Source organism: Streptomyces sp. NPDC102259, from assembly GCF_044766465.1.
In the GTDB taxonomy this organism is placed as follows: domain Bacteria; phylum Actinomycetota; class Actinomycetes; order Streptomycetales; family Streptomycetaceae; genus Streptomyces.
In genome coordinates, this window is the sequence record NZ_JBIWMA010000001.1 from 558,291 (window position 1) to 581,563 (window position 23,273).

Here is a 23,273-nt window from a genome sequence, read left to right on the forward strand (position 1 = left end):
CTGATGTGATGGTGAGTGAGTGACTGAAGGTTTCAGCTTGTAAGTGATCCATTACCTTCTGTTACCTGCGGAGGCTGTCGAGTCTTCGGCTTCAGGAAGGTGTGGGATGAAGAAGGCACTGGCTGGCGTCATGGCGGCGGCGTTTCTGGCGGGGGCTGGGACAGCGCTGGGCGCGGAGGGTTGGCGCGACATGCCCAACCTGCATTCGTCGGGCGTTGACTTCCTGGGCGGTGAACATCGCTTCAATGCGGCGGGGGAGAACCACGGTGCCTTCGAGTGGAAGGGGCGCCTGAAGGACGCTGCCCCGGAAGACGGCCACAACGTCTACGTGTTGGTACGTGTGGAGAGCCACGGCTGGGTGCGTTACAACGGCAAGCAGCGGAAGACCGTCCCTCTGCACCACTCGAACTGGGACGGCGCGCAGCGCTACACCGACGACGCGGAGATCAAGGCGTGCCGCGACCGCGGCAGTCTGCACCCGGACAACTGCTCGCACACCAAACGCTACTCGAGCGGTCGCTAGAAGTCCTCTCTACTTCATGGCCCAGATGCCCGCATCTGGGCTCCTTTCGTCATAGGGGAGCGTCATCAACACGCCAGAAGTCCTGTCCGCCACGGGTGTAGATCTTTTCTACGGTGACACGCCCGCTGTCAGAGGTGCTGACATCAGTCTTCACCGTGGCGAAATTGCGGCGATCACCGGACAGAGCGGCTCCGGTAAGTCCTCGTTGCTGTACTGTCTCGCTGGGGTCCTAGCCGTGGCATGCGGTGAAGTTCGTTTTGAAAATCGCGTCCTCGGTGAGCTCGACGACGAAGAACTCAGTGCGTTGCGTCGCGAGCGCTTCGGTTTTGTCTTCCAATACGGCGAACTGCTGCCTGAGTTGACCGTTGAGGAGAATGCCGCTCTTCCGCTGCGTCTGGCTGGGCAGCGCAAGGCGGAGGCGCTGGCCGCTGCCGGCGAAGTTCTCGGCCGACTGGGCCTTTCCGAATTGCGACAGCGACGGCCTTCGCAGGTTTCCGGAGGGCAGAGCCAACGCATCGCTGTAGCTCGAGCATTGGTGCACCGGCCCGCTGTTGTGTTCGCCGATGAACCGACTGGATCACTCGACAGCGCCAATGCCACAGCGGTGCTGGAAGAATTCCTTTCTCTAGCGCGGTCCCAGGGGACCGCCGTGGTGCTCGTCACGCACGATGCCCAGGTGGCCTCCCGAGCCGACAGTCAGTATGTGATGCGCGACGGTGTCCTTTCGGCCCTGACATGGGAGACGACATGAGAGAACTTCTCCTGGGTCTGCGGCTGTTGTTGGGCAGTGGGCGGGGCAATCGAGTGAGATTCCTCCTCATGGCCGGGGGTAGTGCCGTCGGTGTCTGTTGCCTGGCTATGGTGCTTGCGATTCCCGGGATCCTGGCAGCGCAGGACGGACGCAAGGCTGCACGTTCGGCGGATTGCTGCGCCGGCGATCGCCCATCCGGTGTCAGTGCCGACGAGGCACCTCTTGAACTCAGTCTGACGGACCCGTACGGCTCCCGTCCGATGACCCGCGTCTTCCATGCACCGGGCGCCTTCGCCATCGCCCCTCCTCCGGGTCTGAGTGAATTGCCCGCTCCAGGCGAGGTGTTCGTGTCGCCGCAACTGCACGAGGAACTAAGGAAGGAGCCGGGTCTCGCTCAGCTCGTACCGGGCCGGGAAAGAGGAATCATCGGGGCTCAAGGGTTGGCCCACCCCGACGAGCTGTACGCCTATATCGGCGTTCCCCGGCAGCAGTTGCAAAGCGGAAACCCCGTGACGTTTTACGGGTGGACCTATGCGAACGACGAAACGGTGGAGCCTTCCACGCTGGACATCGTGCGGTTCACGCTTTCTGGCGTCGTTCTCCTTCCGTTGATCGTCTATCTGTCCGTGTGTGCGCGGCTGTCGGCCGCAGCGCGGGCGCGACGGCTTGCCGCACTGAGACTTGTGGGGCTGAGCAAGAAGGGCGTTCAGCGCGTCAATGCGGCTGAGACGGTAGCTGCGGCACTGCTTGGTGCGGTACTCGGCCTGGGTGTGTATGCGGTAGCCAACCAGCTCATCTCCCGTGTTGGGCTTCCCGGCTTCCGGTGGTATCCGTCTGACGGATCGCTGTCTCTGACCGCCACCTTCGTCTGTTTGATCGGTTGTCCCGCGCTCGCCTGGTTCGCCGGGGCGGTCGGAGCCAGGAAGGCTGCGGCGAACCCCTTGGCTGTGAGGCGTAGTGCGGTTGAGAAGCCGCCTGCGAAGTGGGGGTTGCTGCCGCTTCTCCCTGGATTGGGCATTGTTGCCGGGTACTGCGTGGCGGGCGCAACGGGGCATGCGCCTCGGGACACGTCGCTCTCATCGATCCTGATGCCGCTCGCCGCCGTTCTCGTTGGCGTCGGGCTCGTTCTTTCGCTGCCTATCCTCTCTCGGATCCTGTCTCGGGCGATCGCACGCACAAGCCGATCCCTGCCACTCGGATTGGCTATGAGACGCAACGAGGTGGAACCGGGAGGAGCTCTGCGTGTCGCGACCGGGCTGGTGCTTCTCGTTTATGCGGCGTCGCTTGCGCAAGGAGTGCTCATCGAGCTGGACCAAGTCTCCAAGAACACGTCGCCTGTGCAGTCGTACACGCTGTCTCTTGACGGAGTCACCCAGGATCGCCAACGGGCCTTCGAGGCGGTGACGGGTGTTCGTGGCCATGGCATGGAGGCGCGTTCGTGGAGGGATCGGGAAGCCGAGTTTCCACCGACGATCAATGCTGTGATTGCCACGTGCAGTCAACTTCGCGGGATGGTGCCTGACATCGGGCGTTGCACGGATGGGCGGCCCTTTCGAGTGGTGAACCCTCACGAGACCTATGACGAAGAAAGCAAGCCTGGTGCAAGCTTCCCTTTCCACCTCAGGAATGACAGAGGCGAGCGGCGCGTGATTGCGGTTCAAGTACCGACGCAACAGGTGGCTTTCGGGGATGAACCGGGACTCTCTGCGTTGAGTAGTGGGGACGTCGTCGTCCCGCCGTCCTTTATGCCTGACGGTTTCCGACCTGAGGGGGCCAGCCTCACCCTTGTAAGCAGTTCAGCACCCGGTACCGTTCGTGCCGTACTTGACGGCATCGGCGGCGTCGATCCGACCGCCAGCGTGATGACCCCCGGCGTAGTGGTCACCGCCCTTCAACAGATCACCGTCGTCAAGACGATCCTCGGCATGGGCATGGTTCTAGGGCTCGTCATCGGTGTAGCCGCATACGTTGTGGCTGCCACCGACCGTGCGGTCGAACGTCGGCCACAGGTGACCGCGCTGTCACTGCTCGGTGCCAGGCCCCGTACGTTGCGGGCCGTGCAGGTGGCGCAAGTTGTATTGCCGTTGGCGGTGGGCCTGGTGTTGGCGGTCGTTGCCGGGAAGGCCGCCGAGTCCAGCTATCTGGTCACCGGCGGTGGCGAGGTCTTCTGGGACGGGGCCGGGCTGCCGTTGCTGGTCGCCTCCGCGCTCGGCGTCGTGGTCGTCGCCGCGCTCGGCGCGCTGCCGCTGGTCGGTCGGCGTATTGATCCGGAGTTGATTCGGCGTGACTGAGGGGCCGTGATCGGACGTGAGTGGGGCGGCACCCGTGGGTGGGGTGCCGCCTCTGGTGTCTGTGGCGGTGGGTGTCAGGTGGGGAGGGTGGACAGCCAGGTGGTCAGGAGGGGTTGGTCAGATCGGCACCGACACCGCTGTGAATGTCGTCTCCGGGAGTTGCGGGCTGGTGAAGCGCGCGTTGACCAGGTAGAGGCGGTCGCCGTAGCGGGCGGCCGTGGTGGGGACGTCGAAGCGGGGGTCGGTGATCGTGCGGGTGAGTGTGGCGGTGGTCGCCGTGCGGTCCAGGGACCAGACGCTGATCAGGTTCAGGCGGTTCTGGACCACGTACAGCGTGCGGCCGATGCGGTAGAGGCCGTCGCCGTTGACCACGTCCGACGCGCCGACCAGCGTGATCCTCGTGGCGTGGCCCGTCCTGAGGTTCACGTTGTACAGCTCGCCCGGTGTGCTCTTGACGACGATCAGACCCCGGCCGTCCGGTGTGCCGACGATCCCGTTGGCGTTGTTCACGTCGGGGAGCTGGACCCAGTCACCGGTGAGCGGCAGGGCGCGGATCTCGCCGTCGGTCCGGCCGCGCGGGACGCCGTACAGTACGGCGTCCCGGGAGTCGGTGAACCAGGCCCGGTTGCCCAGCAGGGTCACGTCGTTGATGAAGTGGCCTGCTGCCGGGACGAGTTGGTGGGTCGTCACCAGTGCGCCGGTGCGGGAGTCGACCATGCGTGCCACTCCCGTGCTGCCCGCCACGTACAGCAGGCCGTCGTGGTCGAGCTTCAGGCCGACCGACACCTGGCCGGTGCCGCCCGCGTACAGGACCGTGCTCTCGCCGGTGCGCAGGTCGGTGCGGAGGATACCGCCGTTGGCGCGGGAGCCCTGGTAGGCGTACGGCTTGCTGCCGATGGCGATGCCCTCCGGGAGCCAGCCGTCGGGGAGGGCGTACTCGGTCGGCCAACTCACCTCGCTGGGACGGGACTTGGTAGCCGCGGTCGCGGCGGGGGCCGCCGTGGCCGCCGTGGCCGTCACGGCGAGGGCGGCCAGGGCCGCGCCGCCGAGTACGGTGCGGCGGGACGGGGTGGGGGCGGGCGTGGGCGTGGGGGTCATGGTCACGTGCCTCCGTGGGTGGGGTGCGGGCGGCGAACGTCGTAACAACTCTGCGAATGGCGTGATTCTGAAAGTCGCGTGACACGGCGAGTCGTGTGACTCTGTGAACCGCGTGACACGGCGAACTGGGGCCACGCCGGGTGTGTGGTCTCACTTCGCTTCGACTTCGTTGGCGAGTAACGAGCCGCCGCCCGACCGCGTTCCTCCGATCTGCTGTCGAGTTCCTGTCAATCTCGAAGTGCCTGTCCAGGCGACCTACGTTCGGAACGGGCCCTTCACCTCGTAGGTGATCCCGCCCGACGAACTGCCGCTCGTGCCGCGCTGGCTGGAGAAGTACAGCCTGGTGCCGTCGGGGGAGAAGGCCGGGCCCGTGATCTCGGAGGCCGACTGGCCGTCGACGCGTAGGAAGGGCGCGACCACGTCGTCGGGGGTGATGAGGCAGATCTCCAGGTTGCCGCCGTCCTCGGCCACGAACAGGTCGCCGGAGGCGGAGCCCGTGACGTTGTCCACCCCGGTGAGGGGAGCCGTGCCGGACGTCACCAGCGAGTCGTCGTAGGCGAGTTCGATCGTCTGGGCGGCCGCGTCGTACTGCCAGACCCGGTTGTCGCCCTTCGTTGTGAACCAGCAGGTGTCGTTCGCGTAGTGGCAGCCTTCGCCGCCGTTGAAGTGCTTGGCGCCCGAGACCTGGTTGCGGGTGGCGGTGGCGCCGGTCGGGTCGGGCACCGGCGACCAGGTCACCGGGCCGCTCGTGGCCGAGCCGGCCACCAGGACCTCCAGCGTTCCCGAGGACAGGTCGCCCCAGCTCGTCGGCCGGAAACGGTAGAAGCAGCCGTCGGTGACGTCCTCGGTCAGGTAGATCACCTTGCGGACCGGGTCGGCGGCCGCCGCCTCGTGCTTGAAGCGGCCCATCGCGTCCCGGCGGACCGCCGCCTTCGTGCCCCAGGGGTCGGTCTCGTAGACGTACCCGCGGTCGACCTCCTCGCAGGACAGCCAGGTGTTCCACGGGGTCTTGCCGCCCGCGCAGTTCTGGCGGGTGGAGGACAGGACGCGGTACGCGGCCGTGATCGTCCCCGCTGCCGAGAACTTCACCGCGCTCGCGCCGCCCGACGGGTTGATCTCCGAGTTGGAGACGTAGATCCAGCCCGTGCCGTCCGCGTAACAGGCTCCGCCGTCGGGGGCGTTGTGCCAGGCGTACGACGTCCCGGTCACCGTCTGGCCGGAGCGGGCGATCACCCGGCTGGTGAAGCCGCTGGGGAGCCGGATGCCGTTGGCGTCGGCCGCGCCGAGTGCCCCGTACGGGCCTGTGCCGGGCTGGGCCGGGGCGGCGTAGGCGGCGCCGCGCCAGAGGGTTCCGCCGAGTACGGCGGAGGAGCCGCCGATCGCGGCCGCACGCAGGAAGGTACGACGTTCCACGCTCACTCCCGGGGGTGGTGTGGTGAACCGGCCCGTGCGCCGGTCCCGGCGACGGGGTCGTTCAGGGGTCGTGCGCTGCCGAACGCTAGAAGGGCAGGGTAGCTATGTCGTGGACATGTCGTAACGGGGAGATGCGGGATGGGTGACCGGCAGCGCCGTAGGCTGCCCGTGCACACACCGCGGAGGGAGTACGGCCATGTCCGGCTGGAGCGCGCACGACATCCCTGACCAGAGCGGTCGCACCGCCGTCGTCACCGGGGCCAACAGCGGGCTCGGATACGTCACCGCGCGCGAGCTCGCCCGCAAGGGGGCACGCGTGGTGCTCGCCTGCCGGAGCGAGACGCGGGGGCGGGAGGCCGTCCGGCGACTGCGCGACGAAGTGCCGGGCGCGGAGGCGGAGTTGCGGCGGCTCGATCTCGGGGACCTCGCCTCCGTACTGGAGTTCGCGGACGCGCTGCCGTACGACCGGCTCGACCTGCTCGTCAACAACGCGGGCGTGATGGCGATGCCCTACGGCACCACCGCCGACGGGTTCGAGACCCAGTTCGGGGTGAATCACCTGGGGCACTTCGCCCTCACCGGGCTGCTGCTGCCCGCGCTGCTCGCCACGCGGGGCCGCTCGCCCGAGGCGCGGATCGTGACCGTCTCCAGCATGGCCCACCTGCTCGGCAACATCGACCCGGACGACCTCAACTCCGAGCGCCGATACCGCCGTTGGATCGCCTACGGCCGTACCAAGACCGCCAACCTGCTCTTCACGCACGAGCTGGCGCGCAGACTCACGGCGGCCGGGGCCGAAGCCGTCGCGGCGGCCGCGCATCCGGGGTACGCGGCGACCAACCTCCAGACGGCGGGGCCGCGCGCGGAGGGACGCCCGGTCGCCGAGCGGCTGATGGCGCTGGGCAACCGGATCTTCGCCCAGCCCGCCGAGGCCGGCGCGCTGCCCGCCCTGTACGCGGCGACCGCGCCCGGGGTCCGCCCGGACTCGTTCACCGGGCCGTCCCTCGCGATGTGGCGTGGGGCGCCCGCGCCGTCGCGGCGAGCACCCTGGACCCTCGACGACCGGGCGGGGGAGCGGCTGTGGGCCGCCTCCGAACAGCTGACAGGGGTGTCCTACGACGCCCTCAAGGTCTGAGCCGCCGAGCCGCCGAGCCGCTGAGCCCCGGCCGCTTCGCCGCTCACCTGCGGGCCAGGGCGCGCCGGCCGTACCGGCGGGCCAGGGTGCACCGCCCGCACCGCCCGCACGAGGAGTGTCGGCATCCCGCCCCAGCGTCCGGTCGGACGTCTCCGGTCCGCGACACCGGGGCGGCGGGACAGGCGGCCGTCAGGCCGTGCGTACCTCGTAGGTGACGATGCGCACCGAGTCGTCGTCCAGGCACTGCCCGGTCAGCAGGTCGAAGCGCTGCTTGAGGAGCGGGGAGGCGACGAACGTGCGGCCCTCGTGGGTACCGGTCAGGCCGCGGGAGAGGACGGCCGCGCCGCCGAACGGGTCGCGGTTGTCGACGGCGTACAGCTCACCCGCCCGGTCTCGGAACAGGGCGACCTGGCGGCCGTCGGGCAGCAGGGCGGCCACCCCTCGGCCGGGGATCAGCTGGCTGAGGTCGCAGACCGTGAACCACTGGTCCTGCAATCGCAGTTGGACCTTGAGGTCGGTCGTCTCGAGTGCCAGGGTCATCGCTGGGCGCTCCCTTCCAGGGGACGGTGGCCGATGGACAGCAACGGCAGGTCGGGCTTGATCTGGTCGCGCTCCGGCACGAACCCGACGACCGGGTCGGGGGTGTCGGGGGCGTTGACGAAGGACACGAACCGGGCGAGCTTCTCCGGGTCGTTGATGGTGGTCGCCCACTCGTCGGCGTAGTGCGCCACGTGGTCGGTCATCAGGGACTCCAGCTCCTCGCAGATGCCGAGGGAGTCCTCCACCACGACGTCCCGTACATGGTCCAGGCCGCCGGGGATGCGGTCCAGCCAGGTCGAGGTGCGCTCCAGGCGGTCGGCGGTGCGGATGTAGAACATCAGGAACCGGTCGATGAGGCGGACCAGTTCGGTGTCGGTGAGGTCCTGGGCGAGCAGGTCGGCGTGGCGCGGGGTGGCGCCGCCGTTGCCGCCGACGTAGAGGTTCCAGCCGTTGGAGGTGGCGATGATGCCGAAGTCCTTCGACTGGGCCTCGGCGCACTCGCGGGCGCAGCCCGACACCGCGGACTTGAGCTTGTGCGGGGAGCGCAGCCCCCGGTAGCGCAGCTCCAGGTCGATCGCCATGCGGACCGAGTCCTGGACGCCGTAGCGGCACCAGGTCTGGCCGACGCAGGACTTCACGGTGCGCAGCGACTTGCCGTAGGCGTGGCCGGACTCGAAGCCGGCGTCCACCAGCCTGGTCCAGATCAGCGGGAGCTGCTCCACCCGGGCGCCGAACATGTCGATGCGCTGGCCGCCGGTGATCTTCGTGTAGAGGCCGAAGTCGCGGGCGATCTCACCGATCACGATCAGCCCCTCGGGGGTGATCTCACCGCCGGGGATGCGCGGGACGACCGAGTAGGAGCCGTTCTTCTGGAGGTTGGCGAGGAAGTGGTCGTTGCTGTCCTGAAGGGCCGCCTGCTCGCCGTCCAGGACGTAGCCGCTCGCGCCGATCGTCGGGGCGAGGGAGGCGATGATCGAGCCGACGGTCGGCTTGCAGACCTCGCAGCCGTCGCCGCCCCGGGCGCCGTCCCGGCCGTAGCGGTCGAGGAGGTCCTGGTAGGTGTTGACGCGCAGGGCGAGGACGATCTCGTACAGCTCCTCGCGGGTCTGCGAGAAGCAGCCGCACAGGCCCTTGTCGACCTCGACGCCGCTCGCCTCCAGCTCGGCGGTGACCAGCTGGCCGAGCACCTTGACGCAGCTGCCGCAGCCGGTGCCGGCCTTGGTGCACTTCTTCACCTCGGGCACGGTCGTGCAGGAGTGCTCCGTCACCGCGCCGCGGATCGTGCCCTTCGACACGTTGTGGCAGGAGCAGACGATCGCCTCGTCCGGCAGCGCGGACGGGCCGAGCTGGACGGAGTCCCCGGCGCCGGCCGGCAGGACCAGCGACTCGGGGGAGACGGGCGGCACGGACCCCGTGAACGCGCGCAGGGTGCCGTACGCCTCCGCGTCGCCGACCAGGATGCCGCCGAGCAGCGTGCCGTCGCGGCCGATGACCAGCTTCTTGTACAGGCCCGAGCGGGAGTCGGAGTAGACGACGTCGAGGCAGTCCTCGGCGGTGCCGTGCGCGTCGCCGAAGGACGCCACGTCCACGCCGAGCAGCTTCAGCTTGGTGGAGAGGTCGGCGCCGGTGAAGGACAGCTGCTCGGACTCGTCGTCGGCGATGGTCGCGGCGACCGTGACGGCCTGCTCGTAGCCCGGGGCCACCAGGCCGTACACGCGGCCGTCGGCGGCCAGCGCGCACTCGCCGATCGCGAACACGTGCGGGTCGTTCACCGTGCGGCACTGCTCGTCGACGGCGATGCCGCCGCGCTCGCCGACCGTCAGGCCGGACTCACGGGCCAGCTGGTCGCGGGGGCGGACACCGGCGCTGAACACCACCAGGTCGGTGGCGAGCTCGGAGCCGTCGGAGAGCTTCATCCCGGTGACCGCGCCGTCCTCGCCGACGACGATCTCCTGGGTGCCCACACCGGTGTGGACGCTCAGACCCATGTCCTCGATGGTGCGCAGCAGGGCCGCGCCGCCGCCGTCGTCGACCTGGACGGGCATCAGGCGCGGTGCGAACTCCACGATGTGGGAGGTGAGTCCGAGGCCCTTCAGCGCGCCCGCGGCCTCCAGGCCCAGCAGCCCGCCGCCGACCACCGCGCCGGTGGTGGCACGGGACTTCGCGTACGCCTCGATCGCGAACAGGTCCTCGATCGTGCGGTAGACGAAGCAGCCCTCGGCGTCCTTGTTCGGGACGGGCGGCACGAAGGGGTAGGAGCCGGTGGCCAGGACGAGGATGTCGTAGTCGACCGCCAGTCCCGAGCGGGCCGTCACCTTGCGGGCCTCGCGGTCGATGGTCTCCGCGGGGTCGCCGACGTACAGCTCGATCCCGTGGTCGGCGATGAACGCCATGTCCGTCATGGACAGTTCCTCGGGCGTCCGGCCCGAGAAGTACGAGGTGAGCTGCACGCGGTCGTACGCGGGACGCGGCTCCTCGCACAGCACGACCACGCGGTGCGTGGCGGTCAGGCCGCGCTCGGCGAGCGCTTCGAGGAAGCGCTGGCCGACCATGCCGTGGCCGACGAGCACGATCGTGGGGGTGCCCCCGGGGGTGGCGGTCATCAGGAGCCTCCGTCGTTGGTGAGCAGGTGGAGCAGGGGTCCGCCGTCGGAGGGGAGCGGCTCTGCTCCCTCCCAGGCGCGCGCCAGCGCGCCGACGGTGCCGAGTTCGCCGACGAGGACCCCGCCGACCAGGCGGTCGTCGCGGACGACGACCTTGCGGTAGGTGCCCCGGGTGGCGTCGGCGAGCTGTACGACGTCGTCGCCGGGGCGCGGTTCCGTCTCGCCGAACGCGGCGAGGTCGAAGGCGCTGTGCCCGGCGAGGGTGAGCCGGGTGAGGGCGCGGGTGCCGCCGTACCGGGAGTCCGCGTCTCCGGCGAGCGACTCGGCGAGGACGTCCGCCTGTTCCAGCGCGGGTGCGGCCAGCCCGTACACGTTCCCGTCGTGCTGTGCGCAGTCGCCGATCGCCCGGATGTGCGGGTCGGACGTGCGGAGTTCGTCGTCGACCAGGATTCCCTTGTGCACGGCGATCCCCGACGCCTTGGCGAGTCCGGCGCGCGGGGAGACCCCGCAGGCCAGCACCACCAGGTCGGCGTCGAGGGCGTAGCCGTCGGCCATCTCGACCGAGCGGACGGCGCCGCCGACGCAGCGCACGTCGCGGACCCGGCACTCGGTGTGGACCTCGACGCCGAGGTCCTTCAGGTGCCGCAGCACCAGCTTGGACGCGTTCGGGTCGAGCTGGCGCTCCATGAGCCGCTCGCCCTGCTGCGCGAGGACGACCTGTGCGCCGCGTACGGCGAGCGCGCGGGCCGCGGAGACCCCGAGGAGCCCACCGCCGATGACGACCGCCCGCACGCCCGGCCGCACCGCCTTCGACAGGCCGAGGCAGTCGTCCATGGTGCGGAAGGCGTGGACGCCCTCCGGCAGGACGTGGTCCGGGGTGAAGAGACCGCGCAGGGGCGGCAGCACCGGGTTGGAGCCGGTGGCCAGGACCAGGGTGCCGTATGCGATCTCCGAGCCGTCCGCGCAGGCCACGGTGCGTCGGTCGCGGTCGATGCCGGTGACCTGGCCCCGGACCAGTCCGGCGGGCGCGGGCAGCGCGATCACCTCGGGGGCGTACCGGCCGGCCAGCACCTCGGCGAGCAGGACCCGGTTGTAGGGCCGGTGCTCCTCCTCGCCGATCAGCAGCGCGGGCGTCCCCAGCTCGCCGAGCCGGCGGGCGAGTCGTACGCCCGCGAGGCCGGCGCCGATCACCACCACACGCGAATTCGAGGTCATGTCCAGGAGCGTGCGTTGCCGACGTTACCCGACCGCATCACGGTTGTTTCCCGCGAGGAACGCTGCCCTCAGCGGGGCCGGGGCGGGGGTGTGAGGGTTGCGCCCCGCGCCCGCCGGTCCGGCGGCCCGCCCCGTTCGGCGGGGCGCCCGACCGGCCGTGTCGTCACGCCTCCGTCGCCCAGACGTGCTCGTACCAGTCGCTGCCGCCGTTTGCCGGGTCGTGACCCGGGTCCTGCTCCCACTCGCTCTTGTCCACCTTGAAATGGGCGCCCGGCATCAGCAGGACCTCCGCCTCGGTGCCCTGGTACTGGTGGAACGGGTCGATGTCACGGCCGTACTTCCCGGTGAGCGTCAGCTCCAGGAGGATCCGGTGCGTCTTCGTGCCGGTCACCTTCTGGCCGCGCATGAAGCCCAGCCCCACGGACTTCTCCCGGCTGGTGCTGTCGAAGGAGGACGTGAAGATGGCGCCCGGCCGGTAGTTCAGCGCGGCCTGCTTGCCGAGCCGGTAGACCGACTCGTCGCCGCCCGCGTTCCAGTCGCCGCGGAAGACCGTGCCGGTGACCGGAGGCAGCCGGGTCAGCGCCTCCATCGTCATGTCGGCGTGCGCCTTCAACTCCTCGAAGAGCACGGGGGCGAGGATCTCGATCCGCGCGTCGATGACGGCCATCGCCGCCTTCTTGGCCACCGGGTCCGTGCCCCGGGCGGCCGCGATCTGCGGCTGGATCACCGGATCCTCGTTGATCGTGGGCACCCACTCCTGCTGGGGACTGTCGTTCTGGGCGGCCCACCTCAGCCCGCTCTTGATCTGCCGCAGGGAGAGGGCCTCGGCGCCGGCGGTGGCCAGGGCGCCGGTGCCGTAGGGCGCGTACCCCTCGGGCAGCAGCCTGCTGCGCACCACCGAGTTGATCATCTGGTGCGCGCCGCCGGTGTACGCCATCAGCGCGGTCGCGTGGGCGGGCTTGAACTTCTCGGTGACGGCCGCGGTGGAGGCGCCCCCGTTGTCCGCCTTCCACTGGGCGATGCGCGGGGTGGGCGCGGTGTCGCCCTGCGCGAAGGCGTTGTACTTGCCCGCCACGGTGCTCGCGGCGGGCTGGCCGGGCTCCATGAAGCCGCTCGCCGCGGGGTCGACCTGCCGGGGCTTGTTCGCCTCGGCGAGATACATCAGCTCGTGCGGGAACTGGCCGTCGACGCAGACGTTCTGCCGCAGTTCCTCCTCCGTGAAGGGCGCGATGTTCTGGTACATCAGCGCCGCGCCCTTGTCGGCCTTGAGCGCGGACTCCTTGGGGCCCTTGACCCCGGCCGCCCAGGAACCGCGCAGGATCTCGTAGAGCGAGTGGTCCCAGGACGGCAGCATCCAGCCCATCACGGCCATCCGGTAGTCGAAGACGTCCACCCCGGACACCTTGATCCACTGGAAGGTCTTGAGCATCCGGGTCGTGGTGCCCGACATGCCGGCGACGACCGGGATGCCGCGCGCGGCGTTCGACTTCGGCCAGGACTCGTTCTGCTGGATCTCCCAGTAGGCGGCGCCCTCGTTCCAGGGCAGTTTCTCGTCCATGCCGGGCTTGCCCGCGAACGCCAGCTCGCGGTCGCTGAGCGGGGCGCCGCGGTCCGCGTAGTCGCGAGGGGTCTTGCGGTTGGCCTCCTTGTCGGCCTCGCTGCGTTCCTTCCGCGGCCCCTGGCTGTTGATCATTTCGAGGGTGTCGCCGACGACGGTCTCCGGGTCCGACTGCCACAGCAGGTTGCCCAGCGCGTACGGGTCCTTCTCGTAGTTGTAGCCCTTGCCCTTCAGGCTCGCCGCCGCCCACAGGGGCGGCCGGGACCAGCCGTTGAGGAACGCGGAGTGCTTCTTCAGCTCCTCCTCGTTCATGTGGAGGGTCGACGCGAGCTGCGGCTTGGGTCCGATGATCGCGTTCAGGATCTGCTTGAGCGAGAGCTCCGCCGCCGTGTTGTAGTAGGCCGCGTTGTACAGGGCGGTCATCAGCTCTCGGACGTTGCCGTCACGGGCGAAGAACTCGTTGATCTGGGCCGTGGTCATGTCCACGCCCACCTGGCCGCCGCTCGTCTTGTCGTCCTTGAAGAACGACTTGTTGGCGAGGGCCACGTCCTTGTGCTCCGTGCGGGCGTAGGCGATGAGCAGCTGCTTGAGCCGGTTCACGCTCTTGCGGGCGGCGCCGAGCGCCCTCGGATGCCCGAAGGTGTACGCGCCCAGCCGCTGCTCGAACCCTTCGGCCGCCGCCTGCCAGCCCGTCTTCGCGTAGTACTGGGCGTGGTCGAAGGGGGCCTCGCCGCTCACCATGCGCTGGACGGCGACCTCCCCGCCCGCGTGGCTATGGGCGGGGGCGTGGGCGGGGGCGGGGGCGTGGGCGTGCGAAGGGGACGGGGTCTGGGTCTGGGTCTGGGACGGAGTCTGGGACGGAGTCTGGGACTGGGCCGGCGCGGCCGCCGTCCGCTGCACGGGCGCCTCGGCGGTCGGCGCGGGGCCGGACAGCACCCGGCGGGCGTTCTCCTCCGCCGCGCGTTCGAAGCGGTCGGAGGGATCCGAGATGCTCAGCCCCGAGCCGTTGTCGGTGCCCGCGACCGGCCCCTGGCGCTGCTGGATGACGTGCGTCAGCTCATGGGCCAGGGTGTGCCGGTCCGCACCGCCCGCGCCGATGACGACATTGCTGCCGGAGGTGTAGGCGCGGGCGCCCACCTCGGCCGCCGAGCGCTGTGCGGTGGGCCCGGTGTGCAGACGCACGTCGGAGAAGTCGGCGCCCAGCCGGGACTCCATGTCCGCGCGGACCGCCCCGTCCAGCGGCTGACCGGCGGCGCGCAACACGTCCGGCACGGACGAACGCTGCACCGCAGCGGCCTCGTCGCGGCCCGACTCGTCGTGGCCGCAGGAGGAGCCGTGCACATGACGCTGCACCGGGGCGAGACCGGCGTGGCCGCACGAGGGCCCGTGCGCATGGCGCTGGGCCTGCCGCTGTTGCTCCAACGCCCGCACGACGGCGGCGTTACCGGCCGTCCGCTGCAACGCCAGCACCTGCCCCGCGGACGGCGTGCCGCCGGCCGGCCCGCCACCCGACGGTCCGCCGCCCGAAAGTCCGACACCCGACAGAAGACCACTGGACAGCACGTCACCGGACAGCACGTCACCGGACAGGACCGGGGCGACGGCGCTCACGGCGGCGTCGGTCGATCGCGCCGTGACGGGCGTCACCCGGGCGGGTCGAGCGGTGGAGTTCTGCTGATCCTCTGAACGCATACCCCGATCCTCGGTCATCCGCCGGGAGAACGGGGGGAGTTAACCGATCTGCGACAAGCCGGAAGCAAACGGAGGCGCTGCGCGGGCGGTCGGTCTGTGACGCCCTGTCCCCGGTGTCAGGCCTGGCTGCGGCCGCCGGCCCAGCCTCCGGCTCCAGGCCTGTCTCCAGTACCCGCCCCGTCTCCGGTGCCCGGTCAGGTGTGGGAGGACGTGAGATGGGCGAACACGACGACGTTCCCCTGATAGCCGGTCGACTTCGTGTAGCCCCCGCCGCAGGTGATCACCCGCAGCTCCGGCCTGCTGGCCGCCCCGTACACCTTCTCGTCGGGGAAGTCGCGGGCCTGGTAGACCTCGACGGCGTCCACGGTGAACACGGCCACGCTTCCGTCACGCCGGTCCACCTCGATGTCACTGCCCTTGCGCAGGGCCCCCAGGTCGTAGAAGACGGCCGGGCCGTCGGCGTTGTCGACATGGCCGGCGACGATCGCGGTGCCCGTCTCGCCGGGCGTGGTGCCGGCCTCGTACCAGCCGGCCAGGTTCTTCTTCTCGGCGGGCGGGACGTCGAGGCTGCCGGACGGGGTGAGGGCGAGGCCCGTCAGCGGGGCGTCCACCTGGATCGAGGGGATGCGGACCCGGTCGGGCGGGGAGGGCGGCAGCGCCGGCGCGGAGCGGGCCCGTGCGTCCGGGCCGGCCGAGCGGGCCTCGGCCGCGGACGGCTGGGGCGGGGCGTGTGTCTCCGCGCCGCTGTGCAGCAGCCAGGCGCCGCTGCCGAGTGCGATCACGGTGACGGCCGCTATGGCGATGTTGCCGACCCTGCGCATCCCAGGACCCTTCTCCGTGACTCTTCGCGCGAACGCCTTCCGTGCATCTCCTGGTCGGGGGAACCCCGTTCCCCCTCCGGGCCGCGAGGGGCGTCGGACCCGGAGGGGGAGGGGACATGCGGTACCGGCGGACGGACAGCGGAGGGTGTCCGTCAGATCCCGTCGCCTCTCGCCCGGCGATGCAGGAGCCAGGTACCGCCCGCGGCGGCGACGGCGAGAGCCGCCACACCGGCCGCGGTCTGTACGGGGTCGGGGCCCAGTGCGCCGCCGACCCCCGTCTTCACACTTCCTCGCGGCTGCACCGGCTGCATGAGCTGCCGGTCCGAGGCCAGCACGACCACCAGGTCCCCGGTGACGCGCCGCCCGCCCGCGGCGCACTCCGCGACGATCTCGTACGTCCCCGGCTGCGCGCTCGGCGGCACCCGGAACCGTCCGACCGCCTCGCCCTCGTGCGCGCCGGGCGCCAGCGGGAAGCGACCGGCGCCCACCGCCCCGGCGTCGCCCGTCGCCGCTCCGCCGTCCCCGCACGCCGCCGTGTTCACCGAGACGGTCCCGCCCGGCACCGCGGTGGAGGGACGCACCTCCAGGCTTCCGGCACGGGTTCCTGCGCCGGCCACCGTGCCGTGGGCGGGCGCGGCGAATCCGGCCGTGGCGATGACGGCCAGCGCGGTACCGGTCAGCACATGTGCGGCACGACGTGCGGTACGACGGGCGGTGCGTCGCATCGGTGCTCCTTCGAGCTCTTCGAGTCTCCCTGCCCTTCCGAGGTAAGTCGCAGCGCGGCGAGCGCGCTTCCTGAGGGAGCGTCAGGAATGGGATGAATGGGTGTCAGATGTGCGCGCGGGAGAGTGGCCCGTGCATGGGTTTCACCAGGTCACCGGCGTGCGGACGGCCCAGCACGGAAAACCGCCCACAGGGCGGGTGAACGGGTGACCGCCGACGCTGACCTGACCGTCGGGCCGGGGTGAGTCGGCGTCGGGCCGGGGTGACCTGGCCGCCGGGCCGGGGTGAGTCACCGTCGGGACGGGGTGAGGTCACCGCCGTGTGTGCCAGTCCCCGCTCTCGATCAGCTTGCCCCGGGCCCGCAGACGGTCGGCGACGGCGGGTGCGGCGACGTACACCCAGGCGCGCACGGGACGAACCCCGCCCCGGAGGACCGCCCCATCCCCATCCTCACTCCCGTCCCGATCCTCACTCCCGTCCCGATCCTCATCCCCGTCCTGATCCTCATCCCCGTCCTGATCCTCATCCCCGTCCCCGTCCCCGTCCCCGGTCACGGCCACCTCGCGCTCGACCCGCTCGTACAGGTTGCGCGGGTCGCCCGGCACGTACTCCTCGAGCCGGTCGAGCTCGGCGAGCAGTCGCGCGTACGCCCGCGGGAGGGGGGTGACGAGTTCACCGGCCACCGTCCCACCCGGCTCCTCCACCGCGTAGGGGTAACCGGGGCCCTGGTAGAGCACGGCTCCCGACAGTCGGGCCGGTTCCTCGCGGAGGGTGCGGCCGCGCAGGAGGAGGTCGTGGTTGACCTCGCCGGGGCGGAGGGTGCCGTAGACGAAGAAGGGGAGTTCCGGGGCGCTCACGGAAACGATTCTCTCCCCTCACCGCCCCCTCACCGGTCCATCGCGTAGGCGCTATGGACATGACATGTCATGCCCTCTTAAATGCCAGGACGACATCAGCGCCACCTCCACAGGCCACCCACAGGCCACCCCCACACGCGCCCCCACGGCGCCTTCTCGAGGAGACCGAAGACACTGATGAGTCGGATACGGCAGCACGTCCGAGGTTCCCGTCTCGCCACCGCCGGTATCGCCGCCACCACGGCCACGCTCCTGGCCGCCGTGCTCTCCCCGGTCGCCGACGCGGCCGACAGGCCGACCCGGGCGACGGCGCTCGACAACGCGGCGGCGGTCCTCGCCGACCACGCGGCGACCCTCGGCCTCACCTCCGTACAGGGCACCTCCGTCCGTGACGTGGTCGTCGACAAGGACGGCGCCCAGCACGTCCGCTACGACCGCACCTACCGCCAACTCCCCGTCCTGGGCGGGGACTTCGTCGTCCACCTGGCCCCCGACGGCGCGTACCGCAGCGCGAACCGGGCGACGAGGGCGGCGATCTCGCTGTCGAGCATCACCCCGAAGGTGTCCGCCCCCAAGGCCGCCGACGTCGCCGTGAACGCCCTGCGCGCGGCCAACCTCGGCGAGACGTTGAAGCAGGTGAAGGCCAAGCCGCAGCTGGTCGTCGACGCGCTGCACGGCGCCCCGAAGCTGGCCTGGCGGACCGACGTCGTCGCCCTGGACTCGCTCGGCAACCCGGTCGCCCGCGCGGTACTGACCGACGCGCGCACCGGCGCCCAGATCGACGCCTGGGACACCATCGAGACCGCCACGGGCGACGGCAAGTCCCTGTACGGCGGCACGGTCCCGCTGGAGACGACCCTCTCGGGATCGACGTACCAGCTCAAGGACCCGACCCGCGGCAACACGTACACCGGCGACGCGGCCAACAAGACCGACCTGTGCATCTTCGGCATCTGCATCAGCCGCGCCCCCGCGACCCTCTTCACGGACGCCGACAACCACTGGGGCACCGGCGCCACGGCGGACCGTTCCACGGCGGCCGTCGACGCCCAGTACGGCACCGACGTGACCTGGGACTACTACAAGAACGTGCACGGCCGCAACGGCATCGGCAACGACGGCAAGGGTTCCTACAACCGCGTCCACTACGGCAACAGCTACAACAACGCCTTCTGGGACGACAGTTGCTTCTGCATGACCTACGGCGACGGTGACGGCACCCAGCTCGGCCCGCTGGTCGCGCTGGACGTGGCCGGCCACGAGATGTCCCACGGCGTGACCTCCAAGACGGCCAAGCTCACCTACTCGGGCGAGTCGGGCGGCCTGAACGAGGCCACGTCCGACATCTTCGGCAGCCTGGTCGAGTTCTACGCCGGAAACTCCTCGGACGCCGGCGACTACCTCATCGGCGAGAAGATCGTCCGCTCCGGCTTCGGCCGGGACGCCCTGCGCTACATGGACAAGCCGAGCAAGGACGGCAACTCCGCCGACTACTGGAGCAGTTCGGTCGGCAACCTCGACGTCCACTACTCCTCCGGGGTCGCCAACCACTTCGCCTACCTCCTCGCGGAGGGCAGCGGCACCAAGACCGTCAACGGCGTCACCTACAACTCCCCGACGTACAACGGCTCGACGCTCACCGGCATCGGCCGCGACAAGCTCGGCGCGATCTGGTACCGCGCCCTGACCGTCTACATGACGTCCTCGACGAACTACGCGGCGGCGAGAACAGCCACCCTGAACGCGGCGAAGGACCTCTACGGCAACGGCAGCACGGAGTACAACGCGGTGGCGGCGACCTGGACCGCGGTCAACGTGAACTGACCTGTTCCGCACGGCATGACACGGCCGCCCCGCACCCGAAACCACCGGCCCGGGGCGGCCGACGTCGGTTCACCACCGCTCCTCGGACAGGCGGCAGCCCCGGTAGGAGTCCCGACACGGTCGCTCACCGTGCCCTACCTCGCCCGCAGGCCGCGACAATGCCCCCGTGGACGAAGAGACCGTGCGTGATCAGGCGGACCTGATCCCCCTTGTGCTTCAGCATCTTCACGCTCCGCTCGTCGGGACGACGTACGTGCGCGGGGTGCTGCCCGCCCCCGGTGGCGTCGATGCCGTGCGGGTCGCCGTCGGGCCCGTAAGCGCGGTGAGCGCGGATGAGTTGACGCTCTACGAAGTTCCGCTCCTCGTCGGCGAGGACTGTGTGACCGCGTACGACGTCATCGGGATGCTGCGCACCCTGTGCGGTGCGGGCGGCCGGCCGGCCGGGACCGGGACCGTGATGGGGATGCCGCTCGTTCCCGTGGACCCGGCGGTCGTGCCCCGGGCCGACGAGACGGCCGCCGATCGGGGGCTGCGGTTGGTGCGGACCCTGGCCCGGGCCACCTGCTTCGACGAGGACCACTCGACGGAGCCCCTCCTGCACGGCTTTCTCTTCCTGGACCAGGAACGGGTGCGGCTGTACTTCCGGGCCGAAGGACTCCCGGGGGTGACCGCCGCCGACGTCCGGACGACCGGGGCGCTCACGGCACTGATCGCCGCGCTCCCCTCGCTGGTTCGGGGGGAGGTCGAGCAGATGGCGGCGGACGACGGGGATCCGCACTGCGCGCGAGTGCTCGATGTTACTCACTGGTGAGGAACTCGCTTCCCCGTGGCTGGATCACCCGTTACGCTCCCTCAGCGCGCATCCGGCGCGAGCAGGGGGTACCGGGGGTAATGGGGGTAATGGGGGACATGGCGGAGATAGTTGCCGCGCCCGAGAAGGGCCCGAACGCATGGGCTCAAGCCATCGCGGCGCTGGTGGTGGTCGGGGCGCTCGGGGGCGGGCTGTACGTGATCCAGAAGAACGACGCGCAGAACGCCGCCGTGGACGCCGACAAGCCGGCGGTCTGCCGCTCCGACGACGACGACAAGAAGGCCGCAGAGAAGGCGCACGCGGCGCACCGCATCTCCGGGACGGAGCTGTGCACCGCGCTGAACCGCGCGGATCTGCCGGCGCTTCTCGGCACTCCGCAGGAGCACGCGCAGACGGCCTACGGAAGTGACAGCTCGGTCAAGATGGCGAGCGGCCCCGAGATTCCCACCCCCGAGGGGACCGTCCGACTGGACACGTACACCGTGCAGCTCTCGCGGTCCTACGACGACCTCCCGATCGCGGGGATGGAGGACCTGCTGAACGAAGCGGAGGCGAAGACGGTCGTGAGCCACCCCGCGGTGCTCTACTCGAGCCAGACGATCGCCTTCAGCTTCGACCTCGGCGGCGGCAAGTCCGACACCGCCCCCGGCGGTACCGCCCGCGTGCTCATGGTCGCCCCGGACACCAAGGACGGCGGCGGCTCCTACGAACTCGCCGTCTGGCGCCAGGACAACGTGCGACCGGACGACGCGGCCCTGCTGAGCATCGCGCAGAAGGTCCTGCCCGCGATCCCGGGCTGGACGGCCGCGGGCTGACGGCGTCGACCGGCGGTAGCGGCCGACCGGCGGCGGCCCCGCCGCCTCGCACGCCGCCGACCACGCGGAAGGCCGGCACCCTGTGGGGTGCCGGCCCAGTCGGAACGGAAGCCGTGTCGCTCAGGCGGCCGGCTCCGGCTCCGGCTCCGGCTCCGCCACCTGGGCCTCGGTCGCGGGCCGCTCCGGCTTGTCCTCCCGCATCACCAGGGTCGCCAGGATCGCCGCCGCCAGGACGCCGATCGCGCTGACCGTGAAGGTCGTCGTCATCGAGGTGGTGAAAGCCTCCCGGGCCTCCCGGACCAGCCCCGCGTCCCGGCCGGCCACCGCCAGCGCCCCGCCGATCGACTCCCGGGCCGCCTCGGGCGCGTCGGTCGGCATCTCGGCTGCGTAGCCGCTGGTCAGCAGCGAGCCGAGGATCGCGATGCCGAGGGCGGTGCCGGCCTGCTGGATGGTGTCGTTGAGGGCTGAACCGACGCCTGCCTTGTCCTCGGGGATGGTGCCCATCAGCGCGCCGACGGCGGCCGGCATCGCCAGGCCCGCGCCGAGGCCGAGCAGTCCGAGGGCGATGGCGGGGACGGTGAAGCCCGAGTCGGCGTCCACCGTCGTCAGCAGGGCGAAGCAGGCGGTCATCACCAGCATCCCGGACAGGATCACGAACCGGTTGCCGATCTTCTCGGCCGCCTTCACGCCCATGCCGTTGCCGATCAGCGCGGCGACGGCGAGGGGCAGGAAGGCGAGGCCCGCCTTCACGGGGGAGTAGCCGAGGACGAACTGGAGGTACTGGGTGAGGACCAGCAGCAGACCGCCGTTGCCGATCTGGACCAGGGCCAGTGAGAGCGAACCGCCGCTGAAGTTGCGGTGCTTGAAGAGGACCAGGGGGACCATCGGGGCGGACGTGACGTTCTCCCAGATCACGAAGCCGGCCAGGCCGACCACCGCGACCGCCAGCGACAGCGTCGAACGGCCGCCGAACGCTCCGTGCTGCGGGAGCTCGATGATCCACCAGACCAGAGCGGTCATACCGACCGCGGAGAGCACCGCGCCCAGCGGGTCGGGCTTCTGCCAGGGCGCCTTGGACTCAGGCATCAGGACCACGGCGGCGACGACGGCCAGTGCGACGACCGGGACGTTGATCAGGAAGATCGAGTGCCAGGAGAAGTGGTCGATCAGGACGCCTCCCAGGACCGGGCTGCCGACCAGCCCCAGCATCGACACCGAACCCCACGCCGCCATCGCCCTGCCGCGCTCCTCGTCGTCGAAGACGGTGATGAGGATCGAGAGGGTGGACGGCATGATCAGCGCCCCGCCGACGCCCATCGCGGTGCGTACGGCGATCACCTCGCCGGGGTTGGCGCACAGCGTCGCGGCCAGTGAGGCCGCCCCGAAGAGCAGCAGGCCCAGCAGCATCACCTTGCGGCGGCCGAAGCGGTCGCCGAGGCTGCCGGAGGTCAGCAGGAGGCCGGCGAAGACGAGGATGTAGGAGTCCAGGATCCACTGGGTGTCCTGGGCGCTCGCGCCGATGTCCTCGGTCATCGAGGGGACCGCGACGGTCAGCGCCATGCTGTCGATGGTCAGGACCACCGTGCTCAGACACAGCACGACGAGGATCCACCAGCGGCGGGGGTCGCGGGTTCTCACCGGGTTCTCCATGGAGGCTTCCTCTTCTTTCGTCGTGCGCACATCGTTCTCGGCTGCGCACACTGTTCCGGCTAGGGCGTACGGCGTTCCGTCCGTTGCGAACACTGTACGCACTACGGAACGGTGTGCGCAAGCCTCGAACTCTGTACGCTAAAGGCGCACGATGTACGCGACGAGTGCTGCGCATGAGCAGTCCGCGCCGAGGAATGGGAGGGCCCGTGGCCGCCAGGACGAAGAACCCGCACCCCGTGCCGTCCGTGTGGACCCGGCAGCGCCGTGAGCCCGACCAGCCGACGCTCAGCCGGGACTCGATCGTCCGCGAGGCGATCGCCATGCTGGACGCCGAGGGCATCGAGGCGCTCAGCATGCGCAAGCTGGGCGCCCGGCTGAACGCCGGCGCGACCTCCCTGTACCGGCACGTCGCCACCAAGGACGAGCTGATGGAGCTGGCCGTCGACGAGGTCGCCGCCGAGATCCACGTCCCGGACGCGGGCGCCCCCGACTGGAAGGCGGCCGTCACCGAGGCCGCAGCGGCCTTCCGCGCGACGAGCCTGCGCCACCCCTGGCTGTCGTCGGTCCTCGGCCAGGCAGGCCTCGCCTACCTCGGGCCCAACCTCATGACCTTCTCCGAGCGCCTGGCCGCGCTGTTCACGGTCGCGGGCTTTCCGGAGCCGGGCCGCGCCATCGACACCGTCCTGTCCTACGTGATCGGCATGAGCACCACGGAGGCCGCCTGGCTCACCACCGTCGCCCGATCGGGCGAGAGCGAGGCCGACTTCGTCGCCCGCCTCATGCCCGCCGCCCGGCAGGCCGCGGCCGGACACGAGCACCTCGCCGGCGGGTACGCGGACGCCGCCGCGACGACCGCCGACCCCGTCGCGCTGCGCGACGACAAGTTCCGGTACGGCCTGGAGGTCGTCCTGGACGGCCTCGCCCTGCGCCTGCCCGGCTAGGCGGCCCGGCGGC

Annotated in this window: 18 protein-coding genes; 8 read left to right on the forward strand and 10 right to left on the reverse strand. The window is 70.5% G+C overall.

All coding sequences use genetic code 11. The annotated features are described in order from the left end of the window. Nucleotides 1-106: 106 nt before the first annotated feature. From ACIRPU_RS02565 to ACIRPU_RS02575, 3 genes are all read left to right on the forward strand, one after another. Nucleotides 107-523, forward strand: a complete 417-nt coding sequence (locus ACIRPU_RS02565; RefSeq protein ID WP_403860608.1) for a hypothetical protein — start codon at nt 107-109, stop codon at nt 521-523. Between the two features lie 64 nt (nt 524-587). Beyond that, nucleotides 588-1,274, forward strand: a complete 687-nt coding sequence (locus ACIRPU_RS02570; RefSeq protein WP_403861577.1) for an ABC transporter ATP-binding protein — start codon at nt 588-590, stop codon at nt 1,272-1,274. Then, nucleotides 1,271-3,565 (forward strand): FtsX-like permease family protein, encoded by a 2,295-nt coding sequence (locus ACIRPU_RS02575; RefSeq protein ID WP_403860611.1) that lies wholly within the window; start codon nt 1,271-1,273, stop codon nt 3,563-3,565. Before ACIRPU_RS02570 ends, ACIRPU_RS02575 begins: the two co-directional genes overlap by 4 nt. A 117-nt stretch (nt 3,566-3,682) precedes the next feature. Here ACIRPU_RS02575 and ACIRPU_RS02580 read toward each other — a convergent pair whose 3' ends face one another. Beyond that, nucleotides 3,683-4,663: an SMP-30/gluconolactonase/LRE family protein gene (locus ACIRPU_RS02580; RefSeq protein WP_403860614.1), complete on the reverse strand. Its 981-nt coding sequence runs from the start codon at nt 4,661-4,663 to the stop codon at nt 3,683-3,685. Nucleotides 4,664-4,918: 255 nt separating this feature from the next. Further along, nucleotides 4,919-6,076 carry an alkaline phosphatase PhoX gene (locus ACIRPU_RS02585; RefSeq protein WP_403860617.1) on the reverse strand — a complete coding sequence of 386 codons (1,158 nt, stop codon included), beginning with the start codon at nt 6,074-6,076 and terminating at the stop codon, nt 4,919-4,921. 196 nt (nt 6,077-6,272) lie between these two features. Between ACIRPU_RS02585 and ACIRPU_RS02590 the strand changes: the two genes are divergently transcribed. Next, the gene (locus ACIRPU_RS02590) at nt 6,273-7,211 is read left to right on the forward strand and encodes an oxidoreductase (protein WP_403860620.1); all 939 of its coding nucleotides are present in this window, start codon (nt 6,273-6,275) and stop codon (nt 7,209-7,211) included. 189 nt (nt 7,212-7,400) lie between these two features. Here the strand turns inward: ACIRPU_RS02590 and nirD are convergent, their stop codons facing one another. The 7 genes from nirD to ACIRPU_RS02625 form a co-directional block, all read right to left on the reverse strand. Further along, on the reverse strand, nt 7,401-7,751 hold the full coding sequence (gene nirD, locus ACIRPU_RS02595) for a nitrite reductase small subunit NirD (RefSeq protein WP_403860623.1): 351 nt from the start codon (nt 7,749-7,751) through the stop codon (nt 7,401-7,403). After that, the gene (nirB, locus tag ACIRPU_RS02600) at nt 7,748-10,354 is read right to left on the reverse strand and encodes a nitrite reductase large subunit NirB (protein WP_403860626.1); all 2,607 of its coding nucleotides are present in this window, start codon (nt 10,352-10,354) and stop codon (nt 7,748-7,750) included. Before nirB ends, nirD begins: the two co-directional genes overlap by 4 nt. Beyond that, on the reverse strand, nt 10,354-11,568 hold the full coding sequence (locus ACIRPU_RS02605) for an FAD-dependent oxidoreductase (RefSeq protein ID WP_355705760.1): 1,215 nt from the start codon (nt 11,566-11,568) through the stop codon (nt 10,354-10,356). Before ACIRPU_RS02605 ends, nirB begins: the two co-directional genes overlap by 1 nt. A 163-nt stretch (nt 11,569-11,731) precedes the next feature. Beyond that, nucleotides 11,732-14,818 carry a DUF4157 domain-containing protein gene (locus ACIRPU_RS02610; RefSeq protein ID WP_403860629.1) on the reverse strand — a complete coding sequence of 1,029 codons (3,087 nt, stop codon included), beginning with the start codon at nt 14,816-14,818 and terminating at the stop codon, nt 11,732-11,734. Nucleotides 14,819-15,012: 194 nt separating this feature from the next. Beyond that, on the reverse strand, nt 15,013-15,639 hold the full coding sequence (locus ACIRPU_RS02615) for a class F sortase (RefSeq protein WP_403860632.1): 627 nt from the start codon (nt 15,637-15,639) through the stop codon (nt 15,013-15,015). Nucleotides 15,640-15,791: 152 nt separating this feature from the next. Further along, nucleotides 15,792-16,364, reverse strand: coding sequence for a hypothetical protein (locus ACIRPU_RS02620; protein WP_403860635.1), 573 nt, complete (start codon nt 16,362-16,364; stop codon nt 15,792-15,794). A gap of 309 nt (nt 16,365-16,673) precedes the next feature. Then, nucleotides 16,674-17,219 carry a gamma-glutamylcyclotransferase family protein gene (locus ACIRPU_RS02625; RefSeq protein WP_403860638.1) on the reverse strand — a complete coding sequence of 182 codons (546 nt, stop codon included), beginning with the start codon at nt 17,217-17,219 and terminating at the stop codon, nt 16,674-16,676. Nucleotides 17,220-17,396: 177 nt separating this feature from the next. On the opposite strand from ACIRPU_RS02625, the gene ACIRPU_RS02630 reads away from it, so the two are divergent. From ACIRPU_RS02630 to ACIRPU_RS02640, 3 genes are all read left to right on the forward strand, one after another. Beyond that, nucleotides 17,397-19,043 (forward strand): M4 family metallopeptidase, encoded by a 1,647-nt coding sequence (locus ACIRPU_RS02630; RefSeq protein WP_403860641.1) that lies wholly within the window; start codon nt 17,397-17,399, stop codon nt 19,041-19,043. A 166-nt stretch (nt 19,044-19,209) separates the two neighbouring features. Then, nucleotides 19,210-19,854 (forward strand): hypothetical protein, encoded by a 645-nt coding sequence (locus tag ACIRPU_RS02635; protein ID WP_403860644.1) that lies wholly within the window; start codon nt 19,210-19,212, stop codon nt 19,852-19,854. 98 nt (nt 19,855-19,952) lie between these two features. After that, nucleotides 19,953-20,669, forward strand: coding sequence for a DUF6215 domain-containing protein (locus ACIRPU_RS02640; protein WP_403860647.1), 717 nt, complete (start codon nt 19,953-19,955; stop codon nt 20,667-20,669). A 120-nt stretch (nt 20,670-20,789) separates the two neighbouring features. On the opposite strand, the gene ACIRPU_RS02645 is transcribed toward ACIRPU_RS02640, so the two are convergent. Further along, nucleotides 20,790-22,319, reverse strand: a complete 1,530-nt coding sequence (locus ACIRPU_RS02645) for an MFS transporter (protein WP_403860650.1) — start codon at nt 22,317-22,319, stop codon at nt 20,790-20,792. Between the two features lie 206 nt (nt 22,320-22,525). Between ACIRPU_RS02645 and ACIRPU_RS02650 the strand changes: the two genes are divergently transcribed. After that, nucleotides 22,526-23,260, forward strand: coding sequence for a TetR/AcrR family transcriptional regulator C-terminal domain-containing protein (locus ACIRPU_RS02650; protein WP_403860653.1), 735 nt, complete (start codon nt 22,526-22,528; stop codon nt 23,258-23,260). The last annotated feature ends 13 nt before the right edge of the window (nt 23,261-23,273 follow it).